The organism is Actinoplanes hulinensis (assembly GCF_019429605.1).
In the GTDB taxonomy this organism is placed as follows: domain Bacteria; phylum Actinomycetota; class Actinomycetes; order Mycobacteriales; family Micromonosporaceae; genus Actinoplanes; species Actinoplanes campanulatus.
Genome location: NZ_JAHXZI010000010.1, coordinates 262,564 through 284,962, shown reverse-complemented (window position 1 = coordinate 284,962; position 22,399 = coordinate 262,564). Strand labels below are relative to the sequence as shown.

The window sequence follows — 22,399 nt, the reverse complement described above, 5'->3', positions numbered from 1 at the left end:
ACGTGACCGTTCGAGCAGGATGTGCCGGTCCTGGTGGCCGGCACATCCTCCAGGTCGTTCCGCTCAGAGGGTTTCGGGGAGGACCTCGGCCAGGTCGTCGGCCAGCAGGACCACCTGCCAGTTGCGGGCGCCGAAACCGAGCAGCGTGTCGCCCACCGTGCGGGACGTGATCTCGTCCGGCGGGGACCAGGCCAGCCGGCGGACGAAGTCCGGGCTGACCAGGTTCTCCGGCGGGAGGTTGTGCTGTTCGGCGGTGCCCACCACGATCTGCCGGCACCGGGCCAGCCGGGCCGCCGCGATCGGGTCGCGTTCGGCCCAGCGGTGCGGCGGGGGCGGCCCTTCCACCGGCTGGTTCACCGGCAGCGCGTCGTCCGGCAGGGCTCGCGCCTGATCCAGCGCGTCCAGCCAGATCCGGGCCAGCCGGCGCACCGAGCGGCCGCCGAAGCCGGGGATGCCGAGCAGGGTGCGCTCATCCTTCGGATCGGCCTCGGCCGCCGCCACTATCGCCGAGTCGGGCAGCACCCGGCCCGGCGCCGAGTCCCGGCGGGCCGCCACGCCGTCGCGGGCGTACCAGAGCGCGCGGACCCGGGACTGGGCGCGGGCGCCGCGCACCCGGTGGATGCCCGAGGTGCGCCGCCACGGATCGGGGCGCACCCGCGGCGGGCGGTCCGCGCCGGCCACCAGCGCGGCGAACTCCTCGGCCGCCCACGCCGTCTTGCCCTGCTGTTCCAGTTCGGCGGCGAGCATGTCGCGCAGGTCGGTGAGCAGTTCCACGTCGAGGGCCGCGTACGTCAGCCAGGACTCCGGCAGCGGCCGGGTCGACCAGTCCGCGGCCGAGTGGTGTTTCTCCAGCGAGTAGCCGAGCAGCTGCTCGGTCAGCGCGGCGAGACCGACCCGTTCGAAGCCGGCCAGCCGGGCCGCCAGCTCGGTGTCGAACAGCCGGCGTGGTCGCATCCCCAGTTCGGCCAGGCAGGGCAGGTCCTGGCTGGCGGCGTGCAGCACCCACTCGGTGTCGGCGAGGGCCGCGTCCAGGGTGCGCAGATCGTCGAGGGGGAGCGGGTCCAGCAGCACGGTGCCGGACCCGGCCCGGCGCAGCTGCACCAGGTAGGCGCGCTGGGTGTAGCGGTATCCGGAGGCGCGTTCGGCGTCCACGGCGACGGGGCCGGTGCCGGCCGTCAGACGGGAGACGATCTCGGCCAGCTCGGCCTCGGTCTCCACCGGGCGGGGCGTGCCGTCGCGGGGTGCGGTCAGTGGTGTCGCGGGTCGGGGTTCTTCGGGGCCACCCTCGGGACCGCCGGCGTGCGGGCCGGGCGGCACTGGGTGCGGTCCGTCTCCTGCCGTGTCCGGCGAGTCCCGACGGCGCAGGGGTGCTTCGTCGGTCACTCCGTAACCGTACGGGGGTAGCACCCTTGGCGTGCGCAGCCGGGGTCCGGCGCGTCGATTCTTGATCTCGTGCGAAGTTCATCCGTTCAGCGCTTCCTTCCGTACCACCTGTCGCAGCGCCGAGACCCGGGAGGCCGCGCCGGATGACCGCACCATTCGAACCCTTCACGCCCGCCAACGGATCAGGCGGGCACCGGCGCGCCCAGGAGTGGGCCTGGGAGGACGACCGCTCCTGGAACCAGCAGCCCCAGCAGCAGCAGCAACCGGCGTACGACCCGTGGGGTCAGCAACAGCAGCAGCAACAGCAGTGGGCGCCCGAGCCGCAATGGGCGCAGCAGCAACAGCAACAGCAGTCGCAGTGGAGTCAGCCGGTCTACGAGACGCCGCAGCAGCCGGTCTACGAGCCGGCGCCGGCCCCCGCCCCTACCTCGAAGCGCGCGCGGGGCCGCACGATCGCCATCGGCCTGGTCGCGGCGCTGCTGCTGGTCACCGCCTGGCAGGCGTTCCGGGTGGAGACCATGATCCAGAGCAGCAACGACCTGGCCTCCGCCGTCAACGCCGAGCAGGGCCGCAGCCAGGAGCTGGAGAAGCAGCTCGCCACGGTCTTCGACCCGGAGGGCATCGCGAAGAGCGTGCTGCCCAGCGTGTTCCGGGTCCGGGCCGGCGACTTCACCGGTACGGCGTTCGCGGTCGGCCAGGCGAACGGGCGGACCAACCTGTTCACCAACTTCCACGTGGTGGAGGAGGTGTGGACCGGCGGCGACCGTGCGGTGTCGCTGGAGCGCGGCAACACCCGGATCGACGCGACGATCGTCAAGGTGAGCGAGGGGCGGGATCTGGCGCTGCTGCGTACCAACGCCGACATCACCCCGCTCGGTGTGGCCGCCGACGAGGTGAAGCCCGGTCAGCAGGTGATGGTCGTCGGCGCGCCGCTCGGCCTCGAGGACTCAGTCACCACCGGTGTGATCAGCGCCTACCGGCCGGACGCCGAGGACGGGCCGACCATCCAGTTCGACGCCCCGATCAACCCGGGCAACTCCGGCGGCCCGGTGGTCAACTCCAGCAAGAAGGTGGTCGGGCTGGCCACCGCGAAGGCTCGGGACGCCGAGGGCATCGGCCTGGCCATCCCGATCGAGACCGCCTGCCAGACCCTGGGCGCCTGCGGCAACGGCTGAACCGCGAATCCGCCTGATCCTGGACGTTCGACCGCCGTTCCCGGTGGCCGATCGTCCTGGATCAGGCGGATTTGACCCTGTCGGTGAGTGAGGCCACCCCGGGCGGCGGCAGGCCGGCCGTCGAGGCCAGCATCGCGCACCAGCCGTACAGATGGGCGCCGAAGTCGGCGGAGGTGGGTGTCCAGGAGGCGCGCACCTCCAGGTCGGCGGTCGGGGAAGGGCCGGCCAGCTCGCCGAACCGGGTGGACGCGGTCTGCGTGACCGTGCCGCCGATCGCCGTGTACGCCGCCGCGTACTGCTCCAGCCCGTCGATCAGCCAGGTCCACGCCACCGCCGACAGCAGCGGGTCGGAGGCCAGATCCTCCTCCAGCTCCGCGGTGATCAGCGTGACCAGGCGCAGGTCGCCCTGCCAGGCCTCGTGCCCGGCCGGGTCGTGCAGCAGGATCAGCCGGCCGCTCGCCACCTCGTCACCGCCGCGGAGCACGGTGGCGCTGAGGGCGAACGCGTACGGCGCGAGCCGCTGGGGCGCGGCGATCTCCTCGAGCAGGATCTCCGGCCGCGGCGACTCCGCGCGCAGCCCGGCGACGGCGCGGGTGAACGCCTCAGGGGCAGCGGAGGGGGACGCCATGGGGAAAGCCTATGCCGATCTAGCGGCGGTCCGGGGTCGGCACGCCGCCGCGCCCCCGTACTGGCATGGCACCATGGCCCGGTGACGGTTCTCCAGGATTCCCCCTTCGTCCGGGCGTGTCGTGGTCTGCCCGGCCCGCACACGCCGGTGTGGTTCATGCGGCAGGCCGGGCGTTCGCTGCCCGAGTACCGCAAGATCCGGGAGGGCGTCGGCATGCTCGAGTCGTGCCGCCGGCCGGACCTGGTCACCGAGATCACCCTGCAACCGGTCCGCCGGCACAACGTGGACGCGGCGATCTTCTTCAGCGACATCGTGGTGCCGGTCGCGGCGGCCGGCATCGACCTCGACATCGTGGCCGGCACCGGCCCGGTGGTGGCCGAGCCGGTGCGCACCGAGGCCGACCTGGCCCGGCTGCGGCCGATCGTCCCGGCCGACGTGGACTTCGTCACCGAGGCGGTGCGGCTGCTGGTCGCCGAGCTGGGCGGGACGCCGCTGATCGGCTTCGCGGGCGCGCCGTTCACACTGGCCAGCTACCTGATCGAGGGCGGTCCGTCACGGACCTACCTGAAGACCAAGGCCATGATGTACGGCGCACCCGAGCTGTGGAACGCCCTGCTGGCCCGGCTCGCCGAGATCACGCTGACGTTCCTGCGGGTCCAGATCGACGCCGGGGTGAGCGCCGTGCAGCTGTTCGACTCGTGGGCCGGCGCCCTCTCCGAGGCCGACTACCGGCGGTTCGTGATGCCGCACTCGGCCGCGGTGCTGACCGGCCTGATCGACGCCGGGGTGCCGCGGATCCACTTCGGCGTCGGCACCGGGGTCCTGCTGGAGGCGATGGGCGAGGCCGGCGCCGACGTGGTCGGGGTGGACTGGCGGACCCCGCTGGACGAGGCCACCCGCCGGATCGGCCCGGACCGCGCGGTGCAGGGCAACCTGGACCCGGCGATCCTCTTCGCCGGGTGGGACACGGTCGAGCGGGAGACCCGCCGGGTCCTCGAACAGGGCAAGGCCGCCCCCGGGCACGTCTTCAACCTCGGTCACGGCGTGATGCCGGAGACCGACCCGGACATCCTCACCCGCCTGGTCGCCCTGGTCCACGAGGTGTCCGGGTCTTAGGCCCCTGGGCGACGAGGGCCGGAACGCGGCAGTCTCACGTCACAGACGCGGACCCCACCGGCCGGGGCCCGGCGGAACCTGGGAGTGTGTGAAGCGTGCGGAAGCGGATCGCGGTCATCGGCGGCGGCATCGCCGGCCTGGCGGCCGCCGTGCGCCTGCGGGACGTCCACCCGGGCGCCGAGGTGGTGGTGTATGAGAGCGGTCCCGCCCTGGGCGGCAAGCTCAGCACCGGTGAACTGGGCGGGCGTACCGTCGAGCGCGGCGCCGAGTCGTTCCTGAACAGCGCGCCGGACGGCGGCGAGTCCGCGGCGGTGGCCCTGGCCCGGCGGGTCGGCCTCGGCGACGCCCTGGTGCACCCGGCGGCCCGCCCGGCCGCCCTGGCCTTCGGGGGCCGTCTCGCTCCCATCCCCGGCGGCACGCTGGTCGGCGTCCCCGGTGACCTGTCCACGCTGGACGGCGTGGCGCTGCCGGCGAGCGGCGCCGACCGGGACACCGGCCGCCCTCTGCTGGCGCCCGGCGCCGACGTGGCGGTCGGCGCCCTGGTCCGCGAGCGGTTCGGCGACGAGGTCGTGGACCGGCTGGTGGACCCGATGCTCGGCGGGGTCTACGCGGGCCGCGCCGACCGGCTGTCCCTGCGGGTCACCATGCCGCAGCTGGCACACACCGCGGAGACCGAGCACACCCTGACCGCCGCGGTCCGGGCCGCCCAGGCGCGTGGTCGCCGGGTCCCCGGGCGGCCGGTCTTCGCCGCGGTCGTGGGCGGGATGAGCCGGCTGGCCGGTGCCGCCGCCTCGGCGAGCGGGGCGCGGATCAGCCTCGGTGCGCCGGCGCGCGAGCTCACCCGTACCGGGAAGGGTCTTTGGAAGGTGGTCTCCGGGCCGGTGCCCGCGCCGCGGACCGAAGAGTTCGACGCGGTGATCCTGGCGTTGCCGGCGAAGCCGGCGTCCCGGCTGCTGAGCGAGGTCGCGCCGGAGCCGGCCGCCGCGGTCGCCGCACTGGACTACGCGAGCGTCGCCCTCGCGGCGATGGCCCTGCCGGCCGGGACCGGGTTGCCGGACCTCTCCGGGTTCCTGGTGCCGCCGGGCGAGGGCACGCTGGTCAAGGCGGCCACCTTCTTCACCACGAAGTGGCCGCACCTGGCCCGCGAGGACGGCCCGGTGATCGTCCGGGTGTCGCTCGGCCGGTCCGGCGAGGAGGAACGGCTCCAGCGGGACGACGCCGCGCTGCTGGAGACGGCCCGCCGGGAGCTGAGCGACCTGCTCGGGGTGGGGCTGCCGGTCCCGGCGGCGGCGTGGGTGCAGCGCTGGGGCGGCGGCCTGCCGCAGTACGCGCCGGGTCACGCCGACCGGATCGCCGCGGCACGGGCCGGGCTGCCGGAGGGGCTGGCCCTGGCCGGAGCGGCGTTCGACGGTGTCGGCATCCCGGTGTGCGTGGCCAGCGGCGAGCGCGCCGCGGACGATGTGAGTACGTTCCTGAAGGAGATCGCATGAGCGAACAGCAGAGCAACGCTGCGCGGATCAACGAGCTGAACGCGACCATCCGCTACACCATGTGGTCGGTGTTCCGGGTGACCGCGCCGCTGCCCGCACTCCGTGACGAGCTGGCCGGTGAGGTCGGCGCGCTCTTCGAGCAGCTGGCCGACAAGGACGTGACGATCCGCGGCACCTACGACGTGTCCGGTCTGCGCGCCGACGCCGACATCATGGTGTGGTGGCACTCCGGCTCGTCGGACGCGCTCCAGGACGCCTACGGGCTGTTCCGCCGGACCGCGCTGGGCCGCCACCTGGAGCCGGTCTGGTCGCAGATGGCGCTGCACCGCCCGGCCGAGTTCAACCGCAGCCACCTGCCGGCCTTCCTGGCCGACGAGGAGCCCCGGCAGTACGTCTGCGTCTACCCGTTCGTCCGCTCCTACGAGTGGTACCTGCTGCCCGACTCGGAGCGGCGCGAGATGCTGGCCGAGCACGGCCGTCAGGCGCGCGGCTACCCGGACGTCCGCGCCAACACGGTCGCGTCGTTCGCGCTCGGCGACTACGAGTGGATGCTGGCGTTCGAGGCCGACGAGCTGCACCGCATCCTGGACCTGATGCGTGAGCTGCGGGCGTCCCGGGCGCGGCGGCACGTCCGCGAGGAGGTGCCGTTCTACACCGGCCGGCGCCGCTCGGTCACCGAGATCGTGGCGAACCTGCCCTAGCTAGTCCCGCTTCATCGGGACGTGCGGGATGCCGTCCTCGAGGTATTCGGGGCCGGACTGCTCGAAGCCGAACCGGGCGTAGTAGGCGGCGAGGTGGGCCTGGGCGTGCAGGATCGCCGGGCGGTTGCCGATCACGGCGAGCGACTCGGAGATCAGCCGCCCGGCCAGCCCGTTGCCGCGGGCCTCCGGGGCGGTCACCACCCGGCCGATCCGCTCCACCCCGTGGTCGCTCAGGATCCGCAGGTAGGCCCGCACCCGCTTGCCCTGCGCGAACCACAGGTGACGGGTGCCGGGTTCGATGTCCCGCCCGTCCGGGTCCAGGTAGGCGCACTCCTGCTCGACCACGAAGACCTCGCTGCGCAGCTTGAGGATCTCGTAGAGGGTGGTGGTGTCGAGATCGCGGAACGACGCCACCCGCAGCTCGTCGTGAGGTTCGGGATGCATCGGCACAACATACGTGGCTGTTCGGCGTTGTACCGGTGAAGGCTGGAGGACGTCGTGATCAAGCGCAGCAGACTGTTCGGCAACAAGACCCGGGTGACGTTCTGCCTCCCGGCTGACGAGCCGCCCGGCACGGTGAGCGTGGTCGGCGACTTCAACGACTGGCGGCCGGGGGCGCACGAACTCCTGGTGCGGCGCAACGGCACCCGGACGGTGAGCGTGCCGCTCGACCCGGGCCACTACAAGTTCCGCTATCTGGCCACCGACGGCGTGTGGCTGGACGACCCGGACGGCTGCGAACTCCATCTGTGACGTCCGGTGATATTTTCACCGTATGGCCGCCGACACCCAATTTGAAGATCTTTTGCGACGGGTTCTCGAGACGGGCACGCCCAAGAGCGACCGCACCGGCACCGGGACGCGGAGTCTCTTCGGTGCGACGTTGCGATACGACCTGTCGCGGGGCTTCCCGCTGATCACCACGAAGCGGGTGCATTTCAAGTCGATCGCGGTCGAGCTGCTCTGGTTCCTGCGCGGGGACACCAACGTGAAGTGGCTGCGCGAGCAGGGCGTCACGATCTGGGACGAGTGGGCCGGCGCCGACGGGGAGCTGGGGCCGGTCTACGGCAAGCAGTGGCGCTCCTGGCCGGGGAAGAACGGGGGCATCGACCAGCTCTCCGAGGTGGTCGAGACCATCCAGAAGAATCCGGACTCCCGGCGGATGATCGTCTCCGCCTGGAACGTGTCCGACATCCCGGACATGGCGTTGGCGCCCTGCCATGCGCTGTTCCAGTTCCACGTGGCCGACGGCAAGCTCTCCTGCCAGCTCTACCAGCGCAGCGCCGACCTCTTCCTGGGTGTCCCGTTCAACATCGCCAGCTACGCCCTGCTGACCCGGATGATCGCGGCCCAGGTCGGCCTGGAGCCCGGCGACTTCATCTGGGTCGGCGGCGACGTGCACATCTACGACAACCACATCGAGCAGGTGAGGGAGCAGCTCACCCGGGAGCCGTACCCGTTCCCGGAGCTCGAGATCGCGCCCCGCCCCAGCCTGTTCGAGCACGAGTACGCCGACTTCACCGTGGTCGGTTACCGGCACCACCCGCTGATCCCGGCCCCCGTCGCGGTATGACGATCCACATGATCTGGGCCGAGGCCCGGGACCGGGTGATCGGCGCCGGCAACACCATCCCGTGGCGGGTCCCGGGGGAGCAGGCCGTCTTCAAGGAGCGCACCATGGGCGCGCCGGTGGTGATGGGCCGCCGCACCTGGGAGTCGCTGCCGAAGCGGCCGCTGCCGGGCCGGGAGAACATCGTCCTCACCCGCGACCCGAACTGGGCGGCCCCGGGCGCCACGGTCATCCATTCCCTCGATGATGTGAAATCAGAGGATTTCTGGGTGATGGGCGGCTCGCAGATCTATGCCGCTTTCCTCCCGCTAGCCGGGCACATCGTCCGGACGAGGATCGACCTCACGGTGCCCGGTGACGCGTTCGCGCCTGAACTCGGCGACGACTGGCGGGTCACCAGTGCCGACCGGGTCCAGGCGCCGAACGGCGTGACCTATGTGGTGGAGGACCTCAGCCGGCGGCCGTGAGCCGGATCGACAGGCTGTTCACACAGTGCCGCGTGTTCTTCGGGGTGAAGCCCTCGCCCCGGAACACGTGACCCAGGTGCGAGTCGCAGCGGGCACACCGGATCTCGGTGCGCACCATCCCGTGGCTGTGGTCGTCGATCTCCTTGACCGCACCCGGGACGGCGTCGTCGAAGGACGGCCAGCCGCAGTGACTGTCGAATTTGGTGTCGCTCGGGTAGAGCTGGGCGCCGCAGGCCCGGCAGTCGTAGACACCGGCGGTCTTGGTGCTCACATACTCGCCGCTCCACGGCGCTTCGGTGCCGGCCTCGCGGAGCACGCGGAACTCGGCCGGAGAGAGGCGGATCCGCCACTCCTCCTCGGTCGTGGGTAGATCGGTTGTCATGCCATCCACCGTACGTCGCACGCGGCGTGCGCCGGAGGTGGTGACCGCGCCGGTTGAGAGGTCATGGAAGGTGGATCCCCGGCGATGTTCCGGCCGACCTGGCAGCAGGTCCTCGGCCACGGTCTCTATCTCGGCGCGATGAGCGCGGTGGCGAGTGTCACGACGGGGGTGATCGTGGCACTGGCCTGGCCCGGCCGGAGTGGCCCGCCGGGCTGGCTGTGGCTCGCGCTGATCGGTGGGCCGCTGCTGCTCGGTGCGGCGGCCGGCATGGTGGCCGGGCGGCGTACCGGGGTCGAGGTGGGCGCCGGCGGGATCCGTACGTCGTCCGTGTTCGAGGAGGGCGAGGCGCCCTGGCACCGGGTGGTGGACCTGCGGGCCGAGCGGCGCGGCCGCCGCAACGTGGTCTCGGTCTATCTGGACACCGGGGCCAGTGTGCAACTGCACGCTCCGTACAGCGGGGGACTGTTCGCCGCGGATCCGCAGTTCGAGCTCAAGGTATTCACTTTGTCGCACTTGTGGCGCAGTCACCGTTTCGGTGGTCTTCCGAGCTGAAGACCCGCCTCGGGGTGTTTCCGGGTAAAACGGGCAATTACCGTTAAGCTCCCGTGCGACCATGGAACCGTACCTTCAGCAACAGAACGGATACTCCTCATGAGCTTTTCGCGTCGGCTGACCGCTGGACTTCCCACGGTCGGCGCCACTGTCCTCGCCGCTGTCGCCCTCGGTGCGACGCCCGCCACGGCGTCCGCTGATCTCGCCGTCAACGCCGGTCACGTCATGGCGGCGCCGAGCCCTGAACCGGGCGACCAGGGCGACGGCTACGGCGGCAGCGAGGTCACGCCGCCCGCCGCCGTCAACGCCGTGACCGCCACCCCGCCGACCCGCGGCAAGCCGGGCTACGGCGGCGTGAGCGAGACGCCGAGCCCCAGTCCGAGCCTGCCGACCGGCAACGTCAACACGGTGCCGCCGGCCGGGGTCAGCTCGGAGATCGCCACGCCGAAGCCGACCCAGACCACCGCGGGCGCGGGTGTCAGCTCCGGCAACACGCTCCCGCTGACCGGCTCCCCGTCCGGGGGCGTGCTGGCCGCCGGTGGCCTGATGGTGGCGGCCGGCACCGCGGCCGTCTGGTACACCCGTCGCCGACGTAATGTCTGAAATATCAGCATAAATCGGCAAGAGGCCGTCCGGTTTGCCGGGCGGCCTCCCCGCGTATCGGCCCCTAAGCTGAGAGCATGCCGAAAGCCGCCGCGGAAGAGCACGAGGTCGCCGGCCACACCGTGCGCCTGAGCAGCCCGGACAAGATGGTCTTCCCGGAGCGCGGATTCACCAAGCGCGACGTCTTCGAGTACTACCTCGCCGTCGGCGACGGCATCCTGCGGGCCCTGCGCGACCGCCCCACCACGTTGCAGCGCTTCCCGGACGGCATCGAGGGCGAGATGTTCTTCCAGAAGCGGATCCCCACCCGTGGCGTCCCCGACTGGATCAAAACCGCCACGATCAAATTCCCGAGCATGCGTACGGCCGACGAGCTCAGCCCCGCGGACCTGGCCCACGTCGCCTGGGCCGCGCAGATGGGCACCGTGGTCTTCCACCCCTGGCCGGTCCGCGCCACCGCCCCCGACGAGCCCGACGAGCTGCGCATCGACCTCGACCCGCAGCCCGGCACCGGCTTCGCCGACGTGGTCGCCACCGCCGGCGTGGTCCGCGAGGTCCTCGCCGACCTGGGCTGGACCGGGTTCCCGAAGACCTCCGGCGGCCGCGGCGTGCACGTCTACGTGCGCATCGAGCCGCGCTGGTCCTTCATCGACGTGCGCCGCGCGGCCATCGCCCTGGCCCGTGAGGTGGAGCGCCGCAACCCGGCCGGCATCACCACCTCCTGGTGGAAGGAGGAGCGCGGCGAGCGGGTGTTCCTCGACTACAACCAGATGGCCCGGGACCGCACCATCGCCTGCGCCTACTCGCTGCGCGCCAACGCCCGGGCCACCGTCTCCACCCCGGTCACCTGGGCCGAACTGGCCGACGTCGAGCCCGACGACTTCGACCTGCGGACCGTGCCGGCCCGGTTCATGAAGGGCGGCGACCCGCACGCCGGCATCGACGACGTGGCCCACGACCTCACCCCACTGCTGGAGTGGGTGCAGCGCGACGAGCACGACGGCCTCGGCGACCTGCCCTACCCGCCGGACCATCCGAAGATGCCCGGCGAGCCGAAGCGGGTGCAGCCGTCCAAGGACCGCGACCTCAAGTCACAGAAGTAGCTTCATGCCCTCGTGCGAGGCCTCGAAGCCGAGCGCCTCGTAGAACCGGTGCGCGTCGGTGCGGCGCTTGTCCGTGGTCAGCTGCACGATCCGGCAGCCGCGCGCCCGCGCCCGCTCGATCGCCCAGCGCATCAGCTCGCCGCCGAGGCCCTCCCCGCGCCGGGCCGAGCTGATCCGGACCGCCTCGATCAGCATTCGCTCCGCGCCGCCCCGGGTCAGGCCCGGAATGAGGGTGAGCTGGCAGGTGCCCACCACCTCGTCGCCGTCGGTGGCCACGATCAGATAGTTGCGGTCGTCGGCGTCGATCGCCTCGAAGGCCGCCCAGACGCCGGGGCCGACCTCCGCGGTGCCGAAACCACGGGTACGACTGATGTCGTCATCGGCGAGCAGGCCGAGCACGGCGGGGACGTCGGCGCGGGTGGCGATCCGGATCTGCATGATCGAAAGCTTGTCACGGGCTGTCGCGAACCGTTCCCCTCGGGCACCATGGCCACATGCACGCGCTGCTCACGCTGCCGAAACTCGTCTACCGCGGGATGGTCTGGCTGGCCAACTCGCCGAAGACGCTGCTGCTGTCCTACTCGATGCTGATCATCATCTGCGGCACCCTGTACAAATATTTCGAGAAGAGGACCATCGGCGACTCGATCTGGTGGGCCGTCGTCACCGCGTCCACGGTCGGCTACGGCGACATCTCACCCGCGACCTGGCAGGCCCGGGTGATGGCCGGAATCCTCATCTCGGTCATGGTGCTGCTGGTGATCCCGCTGATCACCGCGCACTTCGCCAGCAGGCTGATCGTCGACAACGACGCCTTCCGCCACGAGGAGCAGGAGGAGCTCAAGAGCAACCTCCGACGGGTACGCACACTGCTCGAGGAGCTGGCCGCCCGTCAGGGAGTGGTCACTTCGGAGGACAGCGCAGACCCTCCGGCGGCATCTTCAGGTCCAGCAGATAGCGGTCCACCGCGTCCTTGATGCACGTGGTCGAGGGGTAGGCGGTGTGTCCCTCGCCCTCCCACGTGAGCACCTGCCCGACACCCAGCATCTTCGCCAGGTCGGCGGTGTTCTCGTACGGCGTGGCCGGGTCCCCGGTCGTGCCCACCACCAGGATCGGCGGCGCACCCTTCGCCTCGCCGGCCGGGTACGGATCCCGGCCCCCACCCCAGTACGCGCACGGCAGCATCCCGACCGCCATCGGTGCTCCGAACAGCGGGTACTTGGACCGCCACTCGCCCTGCAGCTTGCGGATCCCGGCGACGCCCGGCGCCTTCTCGTTGTCCACGCAGTTCACCGTCAGGTTGGCGTCGAACAGGTTGGAGTAGGTGCCGTCGGGTTCGCGTTCCGCGTACTGGTCGGCCAGCTCGAAGATGCCGGTCGCGTCACCGGCCTGGAGGTCGTCGATGGCGTTGGCCAGGTCGGCCCAGCCGGACTCGGTGTAGAGCGACGAGATCAGCCCGAGGAACACCCAGCCGGCCGTGGCGTCCCGCCCGTCCGGCCCGCGCACCGGCGACGTCTCGGCCTTGGCGAGCGCGTCGGTCACGGCGCCCTGGGCGTCCGGCGCGATCGGGCAGCGGCTGGGCTCGGTCGTGCACCACTTGGTGAAGTTGGTGAACGCCCGCTCGAAGCCCTTGGCCTGCTGCTCCGAACCCTGCGTGAAGGTCTCCGTCGGGTCGACCGCGCCGTCCAGCACCAGGGCGCGCACGTTCTGCGGGAACAGCTGCGCGTAGGTTGCTCCGAGCAGGGTGCCGTACGAATACCCCAGGTAGGTGAGCTTCTCGTCGCCGACCGCGGCGCGCAGCGCGTCCACGTCACGGGCGGCCTGTTCGGTTGCGAAGTCGGTCAGGTCCTCGCCGTACTTCTTGGCGCAGCCGTCGGCGATCTTCTTGCTGATCGCCGCCACCGTGTCGAACTCGGCCTGGCTCACCGGGTCCGGGTCGGCGGCGAAGGAGGCGTCCTGGTCCTTCGCGTCGATGCACTTGACCGGGCTGGACCGGTTGATCCCGCGCGGGTCGAAGCCGACGATGTCGAACCGGTCGGTGATCTCGGTGGGCAGGCCGCCCAGCTTCTCCCCGAACGTCAGGTAGACCGCCAGGTCGACACCCGAGCCGCCCGGGCCGCCCGGATTGAGCAGCAGCGAGCCGATCCGTTCCGACGCCTTCTGCTTGCTGGAACGGATCCGGATCATCGAGATGTCGTACTTCTTGCCGGCGTCCGGCTTCGCCCAGTCCTCCGGCACCTGGACCGTCGCGCAGTGGTAGGCCATCCCGGGCGCGGTCCGGCCGACCAGCTCCTGCGGCACCTCGGGGCAGGGCCGCCACCGTGCGGTGCCGGGCTCCGCCGCACCGGGCACGGACGTGCCGGACTCCGCCCGGGCCGGCTGGTCGGAGCCCTCCGGAGCGAACGACGGCAGGGTGCAGCCGGTGACCGTGACCAGAACGGCGAGGACTGCGACGGCCAGGCGCGAGCGACGATCCACGTACCGACCCTATCCGGTCCGCGCCGGTGCGCCCCTCAACGGCTCGTGAGCACCTCGGCGAGGTCGAACCGCACCGGGCGCTCCAACTGCTCGTACGTGCAGGTCAGCGGGTCGCGATCGGGACGCCACCGCTCGAACTGGGCGGTGTGCCGGAACCGGATCCCCTCCATGTAGTCGTAACGGACCTCGACGACCCGCTCCGGCCGCAGCGGCGTGAACGACAGGTCCTTGCCCGCGTTCCACCTGCTCACCTCGTTCTTGCGCGGGGTGCGCTCGCCCTGCTCGTGCGCCGCCCAGTTCCACGGGTGTCCCTCGAACGTGGTGACCAGCGGCTGCAACTCCTCGAACAGCTCCTCGCGCACCTTCATCGGGAACGAGCCGATCACCCCGACGCTCACCAGGACACCACGCTCGTCGTGCAGGCCCAGCAGCAGCGACCCGATCCGGTTGTCGGCCGACTTGTGCACCCGGTAGCCGGCCACCACGCAGTCCGCGGTCCGCTTGTGCTTGATCTTCGACATCACCCGCTTGTCCGGCTGGTACGTCAGATCCCGGCCCTTGGCGATCAGCCCGTCCAGCCCGGCGCCCTCGAACTCGGCGAACCACCGGCGCGCGGTCTCCAGATCATCGGTCGCGGGAGTCACGTACACCGGAGGTTCGGCGTTCTTCAAGGTTTCCGCCAGTCTGGCCCGGCGCTCCTGGAACGGCAGCCCGGTCAGATCCTCGTCGCCGAGCGCGAGCAGGTCGAAGGCCACGAAACTCGCCGGAGTCTGCTCGGACAGCAGCCTGACCCGGCTGGCCGCCGGATGGATGCGCTGCTGGAGCGCCTCGAAATCGAGGGTGTTCCGCTCGGTGTCGGCGACGATCACCTCGCCGTCGATCACCGCCCGCTCCGGGAAATTCGCCAGGACGGCGGCGACCACCTCGGGGAAGTAGCGGGTCATCGGCTTCTCATTGCGGCTGCCGATCTCCACCTCGTCGCCGTCCCGGAAGACGATCGACCGGAATCCGTCCCATTTGGGCTCGTAGAGCTGGCCGGGCGGGATCTCCGCGACGGGTTTCGCGAGCATCGGCCTGACCGGCGGGTTCAGCGGGAGCTGCATCCGATCAGTCTGCCGGGTTTTGTGGCCGCCGGGTGCCCCGTCAGCGCACCAGCAACTCGACCAGTCGTTTCAACTCGGCCTCCGGGTCGGCGGTCAGGCCCATGTGGACCGGCCCGGCCCGCAGAATCGTGCTGCGCGGCGCCACCAGCCAGCGGAACCGCTCACCCTGCCGCATCCCCTCGGCCGCCCCGCTGCCGCCACAGGTCCGGTCCCAGGCGTCCAGCGCCGCCCGGATCGCCGCCACGTCGGCCGACGGGTCCAGCGCGAGCAGCCGGGACTCGTCCAGATGCGTCCGCGCGGACAGGAAGTCCCGCCGCTGGCAGTAGAGCAGCACCCCGACGTTGATCAGCTCACCGCGCTCGACCCGCGGCATGGCCTGGATGATCGCGTACTCGTACGGTGTCATGGCAGCCACGCCTCCGGCCGCTCGGCCCGGCGGGACAGATGGCTCAGGTAGGCGGCCCGGTCGCCGTTCTCCAGCCACTCCTGAGGCACCAGATCGATCACCTCGGCCAGCAGCTCCGGGGTGATCCGTGCGGCAAGCGCCGGGCCCTCGGTGGCGAGCCCGTTCGCGTACGGCTTCAGCACGTGGTCGTCCCACCGGTAGGGCCGGTGCACCACCTGCTCGGCGCGCGCCCAGTTGTGGTGGAAGTAGAGCGTCGCCCCATGATCGATCAGCCAGAGCCGGCCGTGCCAGATCAGCAGGTTGGGGTTGCGCCAGCTGCGGTCCACGTTCTCCACGAACGCGTCGAACGCGATGATCCGGCTGGCCAGCGCGGTGTCCACCGGGTGGGCCACCGGGTCGTACCCCAGCGAACCGGGCAGGAAGTCCATCCCCAGATTGCCGCCGGCGCTCGCCTTGATCAGCTCTTGGACCTCCTCGTCCGGCTCGGCGCGGGCCACCACCGGATCGAGCTCCACCCGGGCCAGCTCCGGCACCGGCAGCCCGAGCCGCCGCGCCAGCTCCCCGGCGATCACCTCGGCCACCAGCGCGCGCGGCCCTTGGCCCGCTCCGCGGAACTTGACCACATACGTCCCGAGATCGTCCGTCTCGACGACACCGGGCAACGAGCCGCCCTCCCGCAGGGGCGTCACATAACGGATGGCGGTGACCTCACGCAACACGCCACTCACCCTACGGACCATGATCTCGTACGCGGTGCGCCGCCCCGCCCCAGCCGGATCAGGCCTCCGGTCCGCGGCGGCGGAGTTCGTCGACGCGGGTCATGGCGGAGCGCAACTCCTCCAGCCAATCCTCGGTGTGCCGGCCGACCAGCTTCACGCACCAGGCCAGCGCCTCGGAGCGGGAGCGTGCCACGCCGGCGTCGACCAGGGTGTCGAGGACCTGGCGCTCGGGCTGGCGCAACCGGGTCATCACCGGTGCCGACAGATGGGTGAAGAGCTCCGAGGTCTCCCCGCATCGGGCGCCCCAGGCGACCTTGCGCTGGTAGCGGTGCTCGACCTGGCGGGCGACCCGGATCCGCGCCTCCCGGGTCTCCTCCCGGAACCGGGCGATCCGCCCGGCCTGGCCGGCGGCACGGTCGGCGTCGGTGGCGTCCTCCGGCAGGTCGGGCCGGGGCAGGCGGCCCCAGATGATGATCTCGTCGCGGTCGATGACGACCTCGGGTGCCTCGGTGAACCAGCCGTCGGGGAGCGCGCCGGTGATCCAGGCGGCGGCGTCGTCGGCGTTGGGTGGCTCGGTGCGCCCACCGGGCGCGGCGAATCGGACTGGCATGACAACCTCCTCGCTTACCTGATTACATGCTTACAACCTTTCGCGCCGTTCCGCCAGACCCGCCGCGGCTGAGATGGGGGGAGAGCCGACTCGGCGCGGGAGAGCCGCTTGCCGGGCGGTGTGTGTTCGGCGTGGGTGGGGCAGTGGTCGGGAGCGCCGCCTTTCTGCCAGGGCGTGGCTGTGCGGCGATGGTGGCCCGGGCTGGGCGTTGGCCGCGCGGCGGTGGTGGGCCGGGGGCGTGCGTGCGGCGCACGATGGGATCGCGTGGCAGGATGGTCCGGATCATGGACCGGGAAACGGCGAACCGCCCCGGCACCGGAGGATCGGCGACGAGGCGGCTCGGGTCTGCGGGCCATCGCGGGGGATGGCGACGTGGGAGCGCTCCCACCGCGAACGTTACCGCATATTCACAGGTCTGAAAAGCCCCCTCGGTCGACGGCTCGATGGGCCCGGCAATTGCGACATGCCAGAACGGGCAATTTGCACTGGCTACCACCCGGGCGACAGAATGAATGCGATGACGACCATTCGCGGCCAGGACCGGGGCGGGCGTCAGCCTAATGACGTCGCTGTAGGAGCGAACAACCATGGCCAAGCAGATAATTACCGTTCTGACCGACGACCTCGACGGGGGTGAAGCCGACCGCACCGTCGAATTCGGTCTCGACGGGGTCAACTACACCATCGACCTCTCCGAGAAGAATGCCGGTAAGCTGCGTAAAGCCCTGGAGCCGTTCCTCTCCGCGGCCACCCGTCTGGGGCGCAACGGCAACGTTCCGACCACTGCCCGGCGGGCCGTCGCGGCCGTGTCGAGTCGTTCCAGCCGGGACCAGAACCAGGCTATTCGTGAGTGGGCGAACAAGAACGGCTACCCGGTCTCCGAGCGTGGCCGGATCCCGAGCAACGTGGTCGAGGCGTACCACAACAAGCGCTAGGGCGCTCCGCGGCGGCGCCGTCCGGGTTTCCGGGCGGCGCCGTCGGTGTCTCTTGTGGACGGCCCGGACCCGCTCTGACCTCAGCGGCGGTCTTCGATAGTGGGTGCGATCGGCGCTATTCCGGTTCCGGTACACGGGAACGAGCCGGCCGCCGGCCGGGGAAAGCCGCGCACGGGACCTGGGAAAGGCCGGCCGCTAAAGGGCCGTTAACCGGTGGGGAATGAGACGGTACCGGACCGACGCAACCGCGGCCGGGCGGAAGCCTCCGGGCCTTCGTGGACGGCCGGTCCGGCGGGCCGGAAAGGGTATCCGGCGGCGTCCGGGGACCGGAAAACGGGGCCCGGCCCATGCGTGCGGGAAAGCGCCCGGCCGGGAAATGCCCGGGGATTCGGCGCCGCGGCCGGGCGTACGCGAAACCTGTGCGGGGGTGACCCGTGCCGATCAGACGGCTACCTGCTGGGTGCTGCGCAGCCAGGCCAGGACCTCGGTGGGGCCGAGCGGACTGGAGAAGAGGTAGCCCTGGCCGAGCGGGCAACCGAGGCGGACCAGCACCTCGCGGTGGGTGGGGCTCTCGATGCCCTCGGCGATGACCGTGAGGCCGAGCGACTGCGCCAGGCTCACGATGCCGCTGACCAGCGCCATCGGCTGCGGGCTGGAGACCATGTCGTCGATGAACGTCTTGTCGATCTTGATGATGTCGATCGGGCGCTGGCGCAGGTAGCCGAGCGACGAGTAGCCGGTGCCGAAGTCGTCGATGGCGATCCGGATGCCCATCTCCCGCAGTGCGCCCAGATCGGTCCAGATCCGTTCGTCGTCCTTCACCAGCAGGGTCTCGGTGATCTCCAGCATCAGGCCGTGCGGTGGCACGCCGGTGTGGGTGAGCGCGGCACGGACCTGCTCGACGAAACCGGACTCGCGGAACTGCCGGACCGAGACGTTGACGCTGACGTACGGGGCCTGGCCGGCCGGCAGGATGCGGCGCCACTCGGCGACCGTGCGCAGCGCCTCCTCCAGCACCCAGCGGCCCATCGGCAGGATCAGGCCGCTCTCCTCGGCGACCTCGATGAACTCCTCCGGCGTGACGATCCCGCGCTTCGGGTGGTGCCAGCGGACCAGCGCCTCGAACCCGACCGCCATACCGCTGGGCAGGTCCACGATCGGCTGGTAGTGCAGCAGGAAGTGGCCCTCGTTGACGGCGTGGTTCAGCGCCGACCGCAGTTCCAGGCGCTGCACCATCTCGTCGTGCAGGTGCGCCTGGTAACGGCGCCACTGGTTCTTGCCGGCGCCCTTCGCCACGTACAGGGCCAGGTCGGCCTGGCGCAGCAGTTCGTCGGCGTCGTGGCCCTCGGGGGTGGTGGTGATGCCGATGCTGGCCGCCGCGTACAGGGGCTTGGCGTCGGTGGCGATCGGCTCGGTCAGCGCCGTGAAGATCCGGTTGGCGGTCTCCTCCACGGCGCCCGGGTCGTTGACGTTCTCCACCAGGGCGGCGAACTCGTCACCGCCGAGCCGGGCCGCCGTGTCGTCGGCCCGCAACGCCCCGGCGATCCGGTGCGCCACCGCGATCAGCAGCTGGTCGCCGACCGCGTGCCCGAGGGTGTCGTTCACGATCTTGAAGTCGTCCAGGTCGATGAAGAGGACGCCGATCACCGAGCCGTCCCGGGCGCTGCGGGCCGCCGCGTGCCGCAGCCGGTCGTTGAACAGCACCCGGTTCGCCAGACCGGTCATCGCGTCGTGAAACGCCTGATGGGTCAGCTCGTTCTGGAGGCGCCGCTGCTCGGTCACGTCCCGCATCGTGATGACCAGGGCGGACACCGTCGGGTCGGCCCGCAGGTCCCGGCATTGCAGTTCGAGCAGCACCTCGGTGCTCCGGTTGCCGCGCGCCCGGAAGTCCGGCTGCTCGTCCGGTTGGTGGCCGCTCCGGACCGCGGCCAGCACCTCGCCCAGCCGGTCCCGCTCGCCCGGGTGGATCACCTCGGGCAGGAAGTAGCCGGTCGGGTCACCGCCGAAGACGCCGATCGCGGACGGACTGGCGTACCGGATCCGGTCCTGCTCGTCGACGATCGTGATCACGTCGGCGGTGTTCTGGACGAGGGTCCGGAAGTACCTCTCGCTGTTCTGCCGGGTCACCTCCTGCCCGAGCGCGATCCGCTCCAGGGCCAGCGCCACCTGCCCGGCCAGCACCTCCACCGACCGCTGCAACTCCAGCAGCGCCCAGGTCGGGGCGCCCACGTGCAGCACACCGACCAGCGGGTCGCCGGCCGGCCGGTCCTTGAGCACCATGGGGCAGCGCAGTGTCTTGGTGAACTGGGTGAGGCGTACCGCCACCGCCCAGTCCACGTCCCGGGTGGTGACCAGGCGCGCGGCGGTGCCGGTGGCCCGGTCCACGGCGGCCTGCGCCACCGCCTCCGGCGACTGCGGCTCGGCCTGCGCGATCGCGATGGCCAGCACCACCCCGTTCGGCACGTCGTCCGGGATGAGCTGGGCCACCGCGGTGCGTACGGCCAGGCCCACCGCCTCCACGTCGGCGGCCGACACGAGGGCCGCGGACGCCTCCCGCAGTGCCCGCTCCCGGGACATCGCCTTCCGGTGGTTCGCCATGATCCCGGCCATCCGGGCCAGCACCAGCGCCATCATCAGCGTGCTCAGCGCGGCCACCACGGTCAGGCCGGCGTACTGGCCGTCCCGGAACATCTTCACCAGCAGCACGGTCGGGGCCACCATGGCGGCCACCCCGAGCAGCGCCAGCCGGGCGTGACTCGTCTCGGTGGGCGGCGACTCGGCCGGGCGGGTCAGCTCCGCCATCGACGGGATCAGCGCCGCCAGCCCGGCCGCCGTGTAGAGGGCCAGCTGCCCGTACCCGGAACCGCGGGCCACGTCGGCGGCGAGCAGCGCCACCACGCCGGCGCCCAGGATGTAGCCGGGCGCCACCAGACGGCCGGGCATGGTCGCCAGCCGGACCAGCAGGCCCAGGCAGAGCAGGTCGGCGACCGGCATGGCCACCTCGGTCCAGCCGGTCGCGACCGAACTCTCCAGCCGCGGGCCGACCACGAAGGTCCAGATCAGCAGCGCCACGCCGGAGGTGACCATGAGCGCGTCGAGCAGCCCGGCCCGGTCCCGCGACGAGCTCGTACGCCGGTCCACGAACCCGGCCAGCGCCACCGCCAGGGCCGCGTAGCCGACCAGCAGGAGCGCCGTGCCGGCCGGTTCCAGCCAGGTCAGCCGGTCGGTGAGGAAGGCCGGTGCGCCGGCGGCCGCGCCACCGAGCGCGGACAGGCCGACCGCGCCGGCCAGGACCCACCACGGGCGTTCGTCGTCCGGGCGGCTACGGCGGATGCCGAGGGTCAGCGCCGCCACGGCGGAGGCACCGGCGATCAACAGGAGCGGAGCCCGCAGTCCCGGCTGCAGCCCGAAGGCCACGGCGAGCACCACCATCCAGGCGCCGAAGATGGTGGCCGGCCACCGTGTCGGCATCCCGCTCCCTCCGACGTTCTCCCCAGTCCTGATCGGCCCGGTCGCCGGGCCTCTGAGCGGCAACGGCACAATCGGTGGGTGCTTCTGGAGTTCGTCCACGCCCACACGGTCCTGGCGCCGGTCCCGTTCGTCCCCGAGGTCTCGCTGTACCAGGCAGAGGACTCGATCGCACTCTGGGAGGCGACCGAGGCGGCCGGCACGCCGCAGCCGCCGCCGTTCTGGGCGTTCGCCTGGGCCGGCGGGCAGGCGCTGGCCCGGCACATCCTGGACGAGCCCGACCTGGTCGCCGGGAGAAGTGTCCTCGACCTGGCCACCGGCTCCGGACTGGTCGCGGTGGCCGCGGCCCGGGCCGGCGCGCGCCCGGTCGTCGCCAACGACATCGACCCGCTGTCGCTGGCCGCCGCCCGGGCCAACGCCGAGGCCAACGGCATGCCGGTGGAGACCGTCGAGGCCGACCTGCTGGACAGCGGCGACCGGTACGGCGTCGTCCTGGCCGGCGACGTCTTCTACAGCCGGGAGATGGCCGGCCGGGTCCTGCCGTTCCTGCGCCGCTCCGCCGCCCGCGGCTCCCTGGTCCTGGTCGGCGATCCGGGCCGCGCCTACCTGCCGGAGGGCCTGATCCGCCGCGCCGAGTACGACGTCCCGGTGGTCGAGGACCTGGAGGGCGTCCCGGTCCGCCGAACCACCGTCTGGCAGGTCACGACCTAGCCGGTCCTAGGCGACCTGACCCAGCGTCCAGGCGCGGACGCCGCCGACGATGCCCGCCGTGTTCGGCACCACCACCACGTCGTCGCCCATCCGGGCCAGCTGTGCGGGCGTGATCAGCCGGGAGTTTCCGCCGCCCAGGTAGACCCGGTCCCACAGGAAGACCGGGCGCAGCCCTTCCACCACGTTGCGGACCCGGCGTGACCAGAGCGCGTCACCGAGGCGGCGGCGCTCGTGCTCGCCGATGTACGTGTCATAGGACATCCCCCACCGCACCGGGGCCTGCGACATCTCCAGGTGCGGGGCCAGCTCGCCGCCGTCGAAGAGGGCACAGCCCAGCCCGGTGCCGAGGGTCAGGACCAGCTCGCAGCCGGTGCCCGCGACCACCCCGCAGCCGTGCACCTCGGCGTCGTTGAGCACCAGCGTGGGCAGCCCGAACGCCTCGGCCAGGGCGGTCCGCGCGTCGAACCCCCGCCACGCCTCGAACAGCTCCGGGTCCACCCGGGTCCGCGGGCCGCTGCGGGTCACGTAGTGCGGGGTCGCCACCACCACGCCGTGCCGGATCATCCCGGGCATGCCGACCGTGACGCGATCCGCGTTCGGCAGCTGGTGACCCAGATCGACGAGCGTCTTGACGAACAGGTCGGGCGGGAGCGGATAGGGGGTGGGCACCCGGATCGGGTGTGCCCGCATGGTCCCGGCCTCGTCGAGGACCGAGCCCTTGATCCCGCCGCCGCCGCAGTCGATCGTCAGGGTGAATGCCACCCGGCCAGTGTGCATGCGCGACACCTCCCCCGGTGGT

The 22,399-nt window shown here is 71.7% G+C and carries 25 protein-coding genes; 13 read left to right on the top strand and 12 right to left on the bottom strand.

What is annotated here, in order from left to right; translation table 11 throughout:
* Positions 1 to 63: 63 nt before the first annotated feature.
* Positions 64 to 1,383 carry an HRDC domain-containing protein gene (locus KZ829_RS20890; protein ID WP_220145604.1) on the bottom strand — a complete coding sequence of 440 codons (1,320 nt, stop codon included), beginning with the start codon at positions 1,381 to 1,383 and terminating at the stop codon, positions 64 to 66.
* A gap of 143 nt (positions 1,384 to 1,526) precedes the next feature.
* Here KZ829_RS20890 and KZ829_RS20885 point away from each other — a divergent pair, with 143 nt between their 5' ends.
* Positions 1,527 to 2,558, top strand: a complete 1,032-nt coding sequence (locus KZ829_RS20885; protein WP_220145603.1) for a S1C family serine protease — start codon at positions 1,527 to 1,529, stop codon at positions 2,556 to 2,558.
* Between the two features lie 61 nt (positions 2,559 to 2,619).
* Here KZ829_RS20885 and KZ829_RS20880 read toward each other — a convergent pair whose 3' ends face one another.
* Complete coding sequence (locus KZ829_RS20880; RefSeq protein WP_220145602.1) at positions 2,620 to 3,186, bottom strand: DUF3000 domain-containing protein; 567 nt, start codon at positions 3,184 to 3,186, stop codon at positions 2,620 to 2,622.
* Positions 3,187 to 3,267: 81 nt separating this feature from the next.
* On the opposite strand from KZ829_RS20880, the gene hemE reads away from it, so the two are divergent.
* The 3 genes from hemE (at position 3,268) to hemQ (ending at position 6,493) form a co-directional block, all read left to right on the top strand.
* On the top strand, positions 3,268 to 4,302 hold the full coding sequence (hemE, locus tag KZ829_RS20875; RefSeq protein WP_220145601.1) for a uroporphyrinogen decarboxylase: 1,035 nt from the start codon (positions 3,268 to 3,270) through the stop codon (positions 4,300 to 4,302).
* Between the two features lie 95 nt (positions 4,303 to 4,397).
* Positions 4,398 to 5,792 (top strand): protoporphyrinogen oxidase, encoded by a 1,395-nt coding sequence (hemG, locus tag KZ829_RS20870; protein ID WP_220145600.1) that lies wholly within the window; start codon positions 4,398 to 4,400, stop codon positions 5,790 to 5,792.
* On the top strand, positions 5,789 to 6,493 hold the full coding sequence (hemQ, locus tag KZ829_RS20865) for a hydrogen peroxide-dependent heme synthase (RefSeq protein WP_220145599.1): 705 nt from the start codon (positions 5,789 to 5,791) through the stop codon (positions 6,491 to 6,493). The genes hemG and hemQ overlap by 4 nt, the downstream gene beginning before the upstream one ends.
* Here the strand turns inward: hemQ and KZ829_RS20860 are convergent, their stop codons facing one another.
* The gene (locus tag KZ829_RS20860) at positions 6,494 to 6,937 is read right to left on the bottom strand and encodes a GNAT family N-acetyltransferase (RefSeq protein ID WP_220145598.1); all 444 of its coding nucleotides are present in this window, start codon (positions 6,935 to 6,937) and stop codon (positions 6,494 to 6,496) included.
* A gap of 54 nt (positions 6,938 to 6,991) precedes the next feature.
* On the opposite strand from KZ829_RS20860, the gene KZ829_RS20855 reads away from it, so the two are divergent.
* Genes KZ829_RS20855 through KZ829_RS20845 form a run of 3 tightly spaced genes read left to right on the top strand, consistent with a single transcriptional unit; the run spans position 6,992 to position 8,530 of the window.
* A complete protein-coding gene (locus KZ829_RS20855) occupies positions 6,992 to 7,246 on the top strand; it encodes an isoamylase early set domain-containing protein (RefSeq protein WP_183216193.1) in 255 nt (84 codons plus the stop codon).
* 22 nt (positions 7,247 to 7,268) lie between these two features.
* Positions 7,269 to 8,066, top strand: a complete 798-nt coding sequence (locus KZ829_RS20850) for a thymidylate synthase (protein WP_220145597.1) — start codon at positions 7,269 to 7,271, stop codon at positions 8,064 to 8,066.
* Positions 8,063 to 8,530 (top strand): dihydrofolate reductase, encoded by a 468-nt coding sequence (locus tag KZ829_RS20845; protein ID WP_220145596.1) that lies wholly within the window; start codon positions 8,063 to 8,065, stop codon positions 8,528 to 8,530. The genes KZ829_RS20850 and KZ829_RS20845 overlap by 4 nt, the downstream gene beginning before the upstream one ends.
* On the opposite strand, the gene msrB is transcribed toward KZ829_RS20845, so the two are convergent.
* On the bottom strand, positions 8,514 to 8,912 hold the full coding sequence (gene msrB / locus KZ829_RS20840; RefSeq protein WP_220145595.1) for a peptide-methionine (R)-S-oxide reductase MsrB: 399 nt from the start codon (positions 8,910 to 8,912) through the stop codon (positions 8,514 to 8,516). The two genes, KZ829_RS20845 and msrB, sit on opposite strands and share 17 nt — an antisense overlap.
* Before the next feature lie 84 nt (positions 8,913 to 8,996).
* Here msrB and KZ829_RS20835 point away from each other — a divergent pair, with 84 nt between their 5' ends.
* The 3 genes from KZ829_RS20835 (at position 8,997) to ligD (ending at position 11,170) form a co-directional block, all read left to right on the top strand.
* Positions 8,997 to 9,464, top strand: a complete 468-nt coding sequence (locus KZ829_RS20835) for a hypothetical protein (RefSeq protein ID WP_246635968.1) — start codon at positions 8,997 to 8,999, stop codon at positions 9,462 to 9,464.
* A 99-nt stretch (positions 9,465 to 9,563) separates the two neighbouring features.
* Positions 9,564 to 10,067 (top strand): LPXTG cell wall anchor domain-containing protein, encoded by a 504-nt coding sequence (locus tag KZ829_RS20830; RefSeq protein WP_220145593.1) that lies wholly within the window; start codon positions 9,564 to 9,566, stop codon positions 10,065 to 10,067.
* A 77-nt stretch (positions 10,068 to 10,144) separates the two neighbouring features.
* Positions 10,145 to 11,170, top strand: coding sequence for a non-homologous end-joining DNA ligase (ligD, locus tag KZ829_RS20825; protein WP_220145592.1), 1,026 nt, complete (start codon positions 10,145 to 10,147; stop codon positions 11,168 to 11,170).
* Here the strand turns inward: ligD and KZ829_RS20820 are convergent.
* Positions 11,159 to 11,608, bottom strand: coding sequence for a GNAT family N-acetyltransferase (locus tag KZ829_RS20820; RefSeq protein WP_220145591.1), 450 nt, complete (start codon positions 11,606 to 11,608; stop codon positions 11,159 to 11,161). The genes ligD and KZ829_RS20820 overlap by 12 nt on opposite strands.
* 56 nt (positions 11,609 to 11,664) lie before the next feature.
* Here KZ829_RS20820 and KZ829_RS20815 point away from each other — a divergent pair, with 56 nt between their 5' ends.
* Positions 11,665 to 12,147, top strand: coding sequence for a potassium channel family protein (locus KZ829_RS20815; protein ID WP_220145590.1), 483 nt, complete (start codon positions 11,665 to 11,667; stop codon positions 12,145 to 12,147).
* On the opposite strand, the gene KZ829_RS20810 is transcribed toward KZ829_RS20815, so the two are convergent.
* From KZ829_RS20810 to abmR, 5 genes are read right to left on the bottom strand one after another with little or no spacing between them, the layout of a single operon-like run.
* Positions 12,074 to 13,648: an alpha/beta hydrolase gene (locus tag KZ829_RS20810; RefSeq protein WP_308285595.1), complete on the bottom strand. Its 1,575-nt coding sequence runs from the start codon at positions 13,646 to 13,648 to the stop codon at positions 12,074 to 12,076. The two genes, KZ829_RS20815 and KZ829_RS20810, sit on opposite strands and share 74 nt — an antisense overlap.
* A gap of 35 nt (positions 13,649 to 13,683) precedes the next feature.
* Positions 13,684 to 14,751 (bottom strand): ATP-dependent DNA ligase, encoded by a 1,068-nt coding sequence (locus KZ829_RS20805; protein WP_220145589.1) that lies wholly within the window; start codon positions 14,749 to 14,751, stop codon positions 13,684 to 13,686.
* Between the two features lie 40 nt (positions 14,752 to 14,791).
* On the bottom strand, positions 14,792 to 15,157 hold the full coding sequence (locus KZ829_RS20800) for a DUF3037 domain-containing protein (RefSeq protein WP_183216174.1): 366 nt from the start codon (positions 15,155 to 15,157) through the stop codon (positions 14,792 to 14,794).
* Positions 15,154 to 15,876 (bottom strand): HipA family kinase, encoded by a 723-nt coding sequence (locus tag KZ829_RS20795; protein ID WP_220145588.1) that lies wholly within the window; start codon positions 15,874 to 15,876, stop codon positions 15,154 to 15,156. The genes KZ829_RS20800 and KZ829_RS20795 overlap by 4 nt, the downstream gene beginning before the upstream one ends.
* Positions 15,877 to 15,934: 58 nt before the next feature.
* The gene (gene abmR / locus KZ829_RS20790; protein WP_220145587.1) at positions 15,935 to 16,486 is read right to left on the bottom strand and encodes an ATP-binding transcription factor AbmR; all 552 of its coding nucleotides are present in this window, start codon (positions 16,484 to 16,486) and stop codon (positions 15,935 to 15,937) included.
* Between the two features lie 587 nt (positions 16,487 to 17,073).
* Between abmR and KZ829_RS20785 the strand changes: the two genes are divergently transcribed.
* Entirely contained in the window at positions 17,074 to 17,421 is a 348-nt protein-coding gene (locus KZ829_RS20785) for a histone-like nucleoid-structuring protein Lsr2 (protein ID WP_183216168.1), read from the top strand.
* 441 nt (positions 17,422 to 17,862) lie between these two features.
* On the opposite strand, the gene KZ829_RS20780 is transcribed toward KZ829_RS20785, so the two are convergent.
* Positions 17,863 to 20,892 (bottom strand): putative bifunctional diguanylate cyclase/phosphodiesterase, encoded by a 3,030-nt coding sequence (locus KZ829_RS20780; protein WP_220145586.1) that lies wholly within the window; start codon positions 20,890 to 20,892, stop codon positions 17,863 to 17,865.
* A 78-nt stretch (positions 20,893 to 20,970) separates the two neighbouring features.
* Here KZ829_RS20780 and KZ829_RS20775 point away from each other — a divergent pair, with 78 nt between their 5' ends.
* The gene (locus tag KZ829_RS20775) at positions 20,971 to 21,600 is read left to right on the top strand and encodes a class I SAM-dependent methyltransferase (protein ID WP_220145585.1); all 630 of its coding nucleotides are present in this window, start codon (positions 20,971 to 20,973) and stop codon (positions 21,598 to 21,600) included.
* A 6-nt stretch (positions 21,601 to 21,606) separates the two neighbouring features.
* Here KZ829_RS20775 and KZ829_RS20770 read toward each other — a convergent pair whose 3' ends face one another.
* Positions 21,607 to 22,362, bottom strand: coding sequence for an ROK family protein (locus tag KZ829_RS20770; RefSeq protein WP_183216162.1), 756 nt, complete (start codon positions 22,360 to 22,362; stop codon positions 21,607 to 21,609).
* Between the last annotated feature and the right edge of the window lie 37 nt (positions 22,363 to 22,399).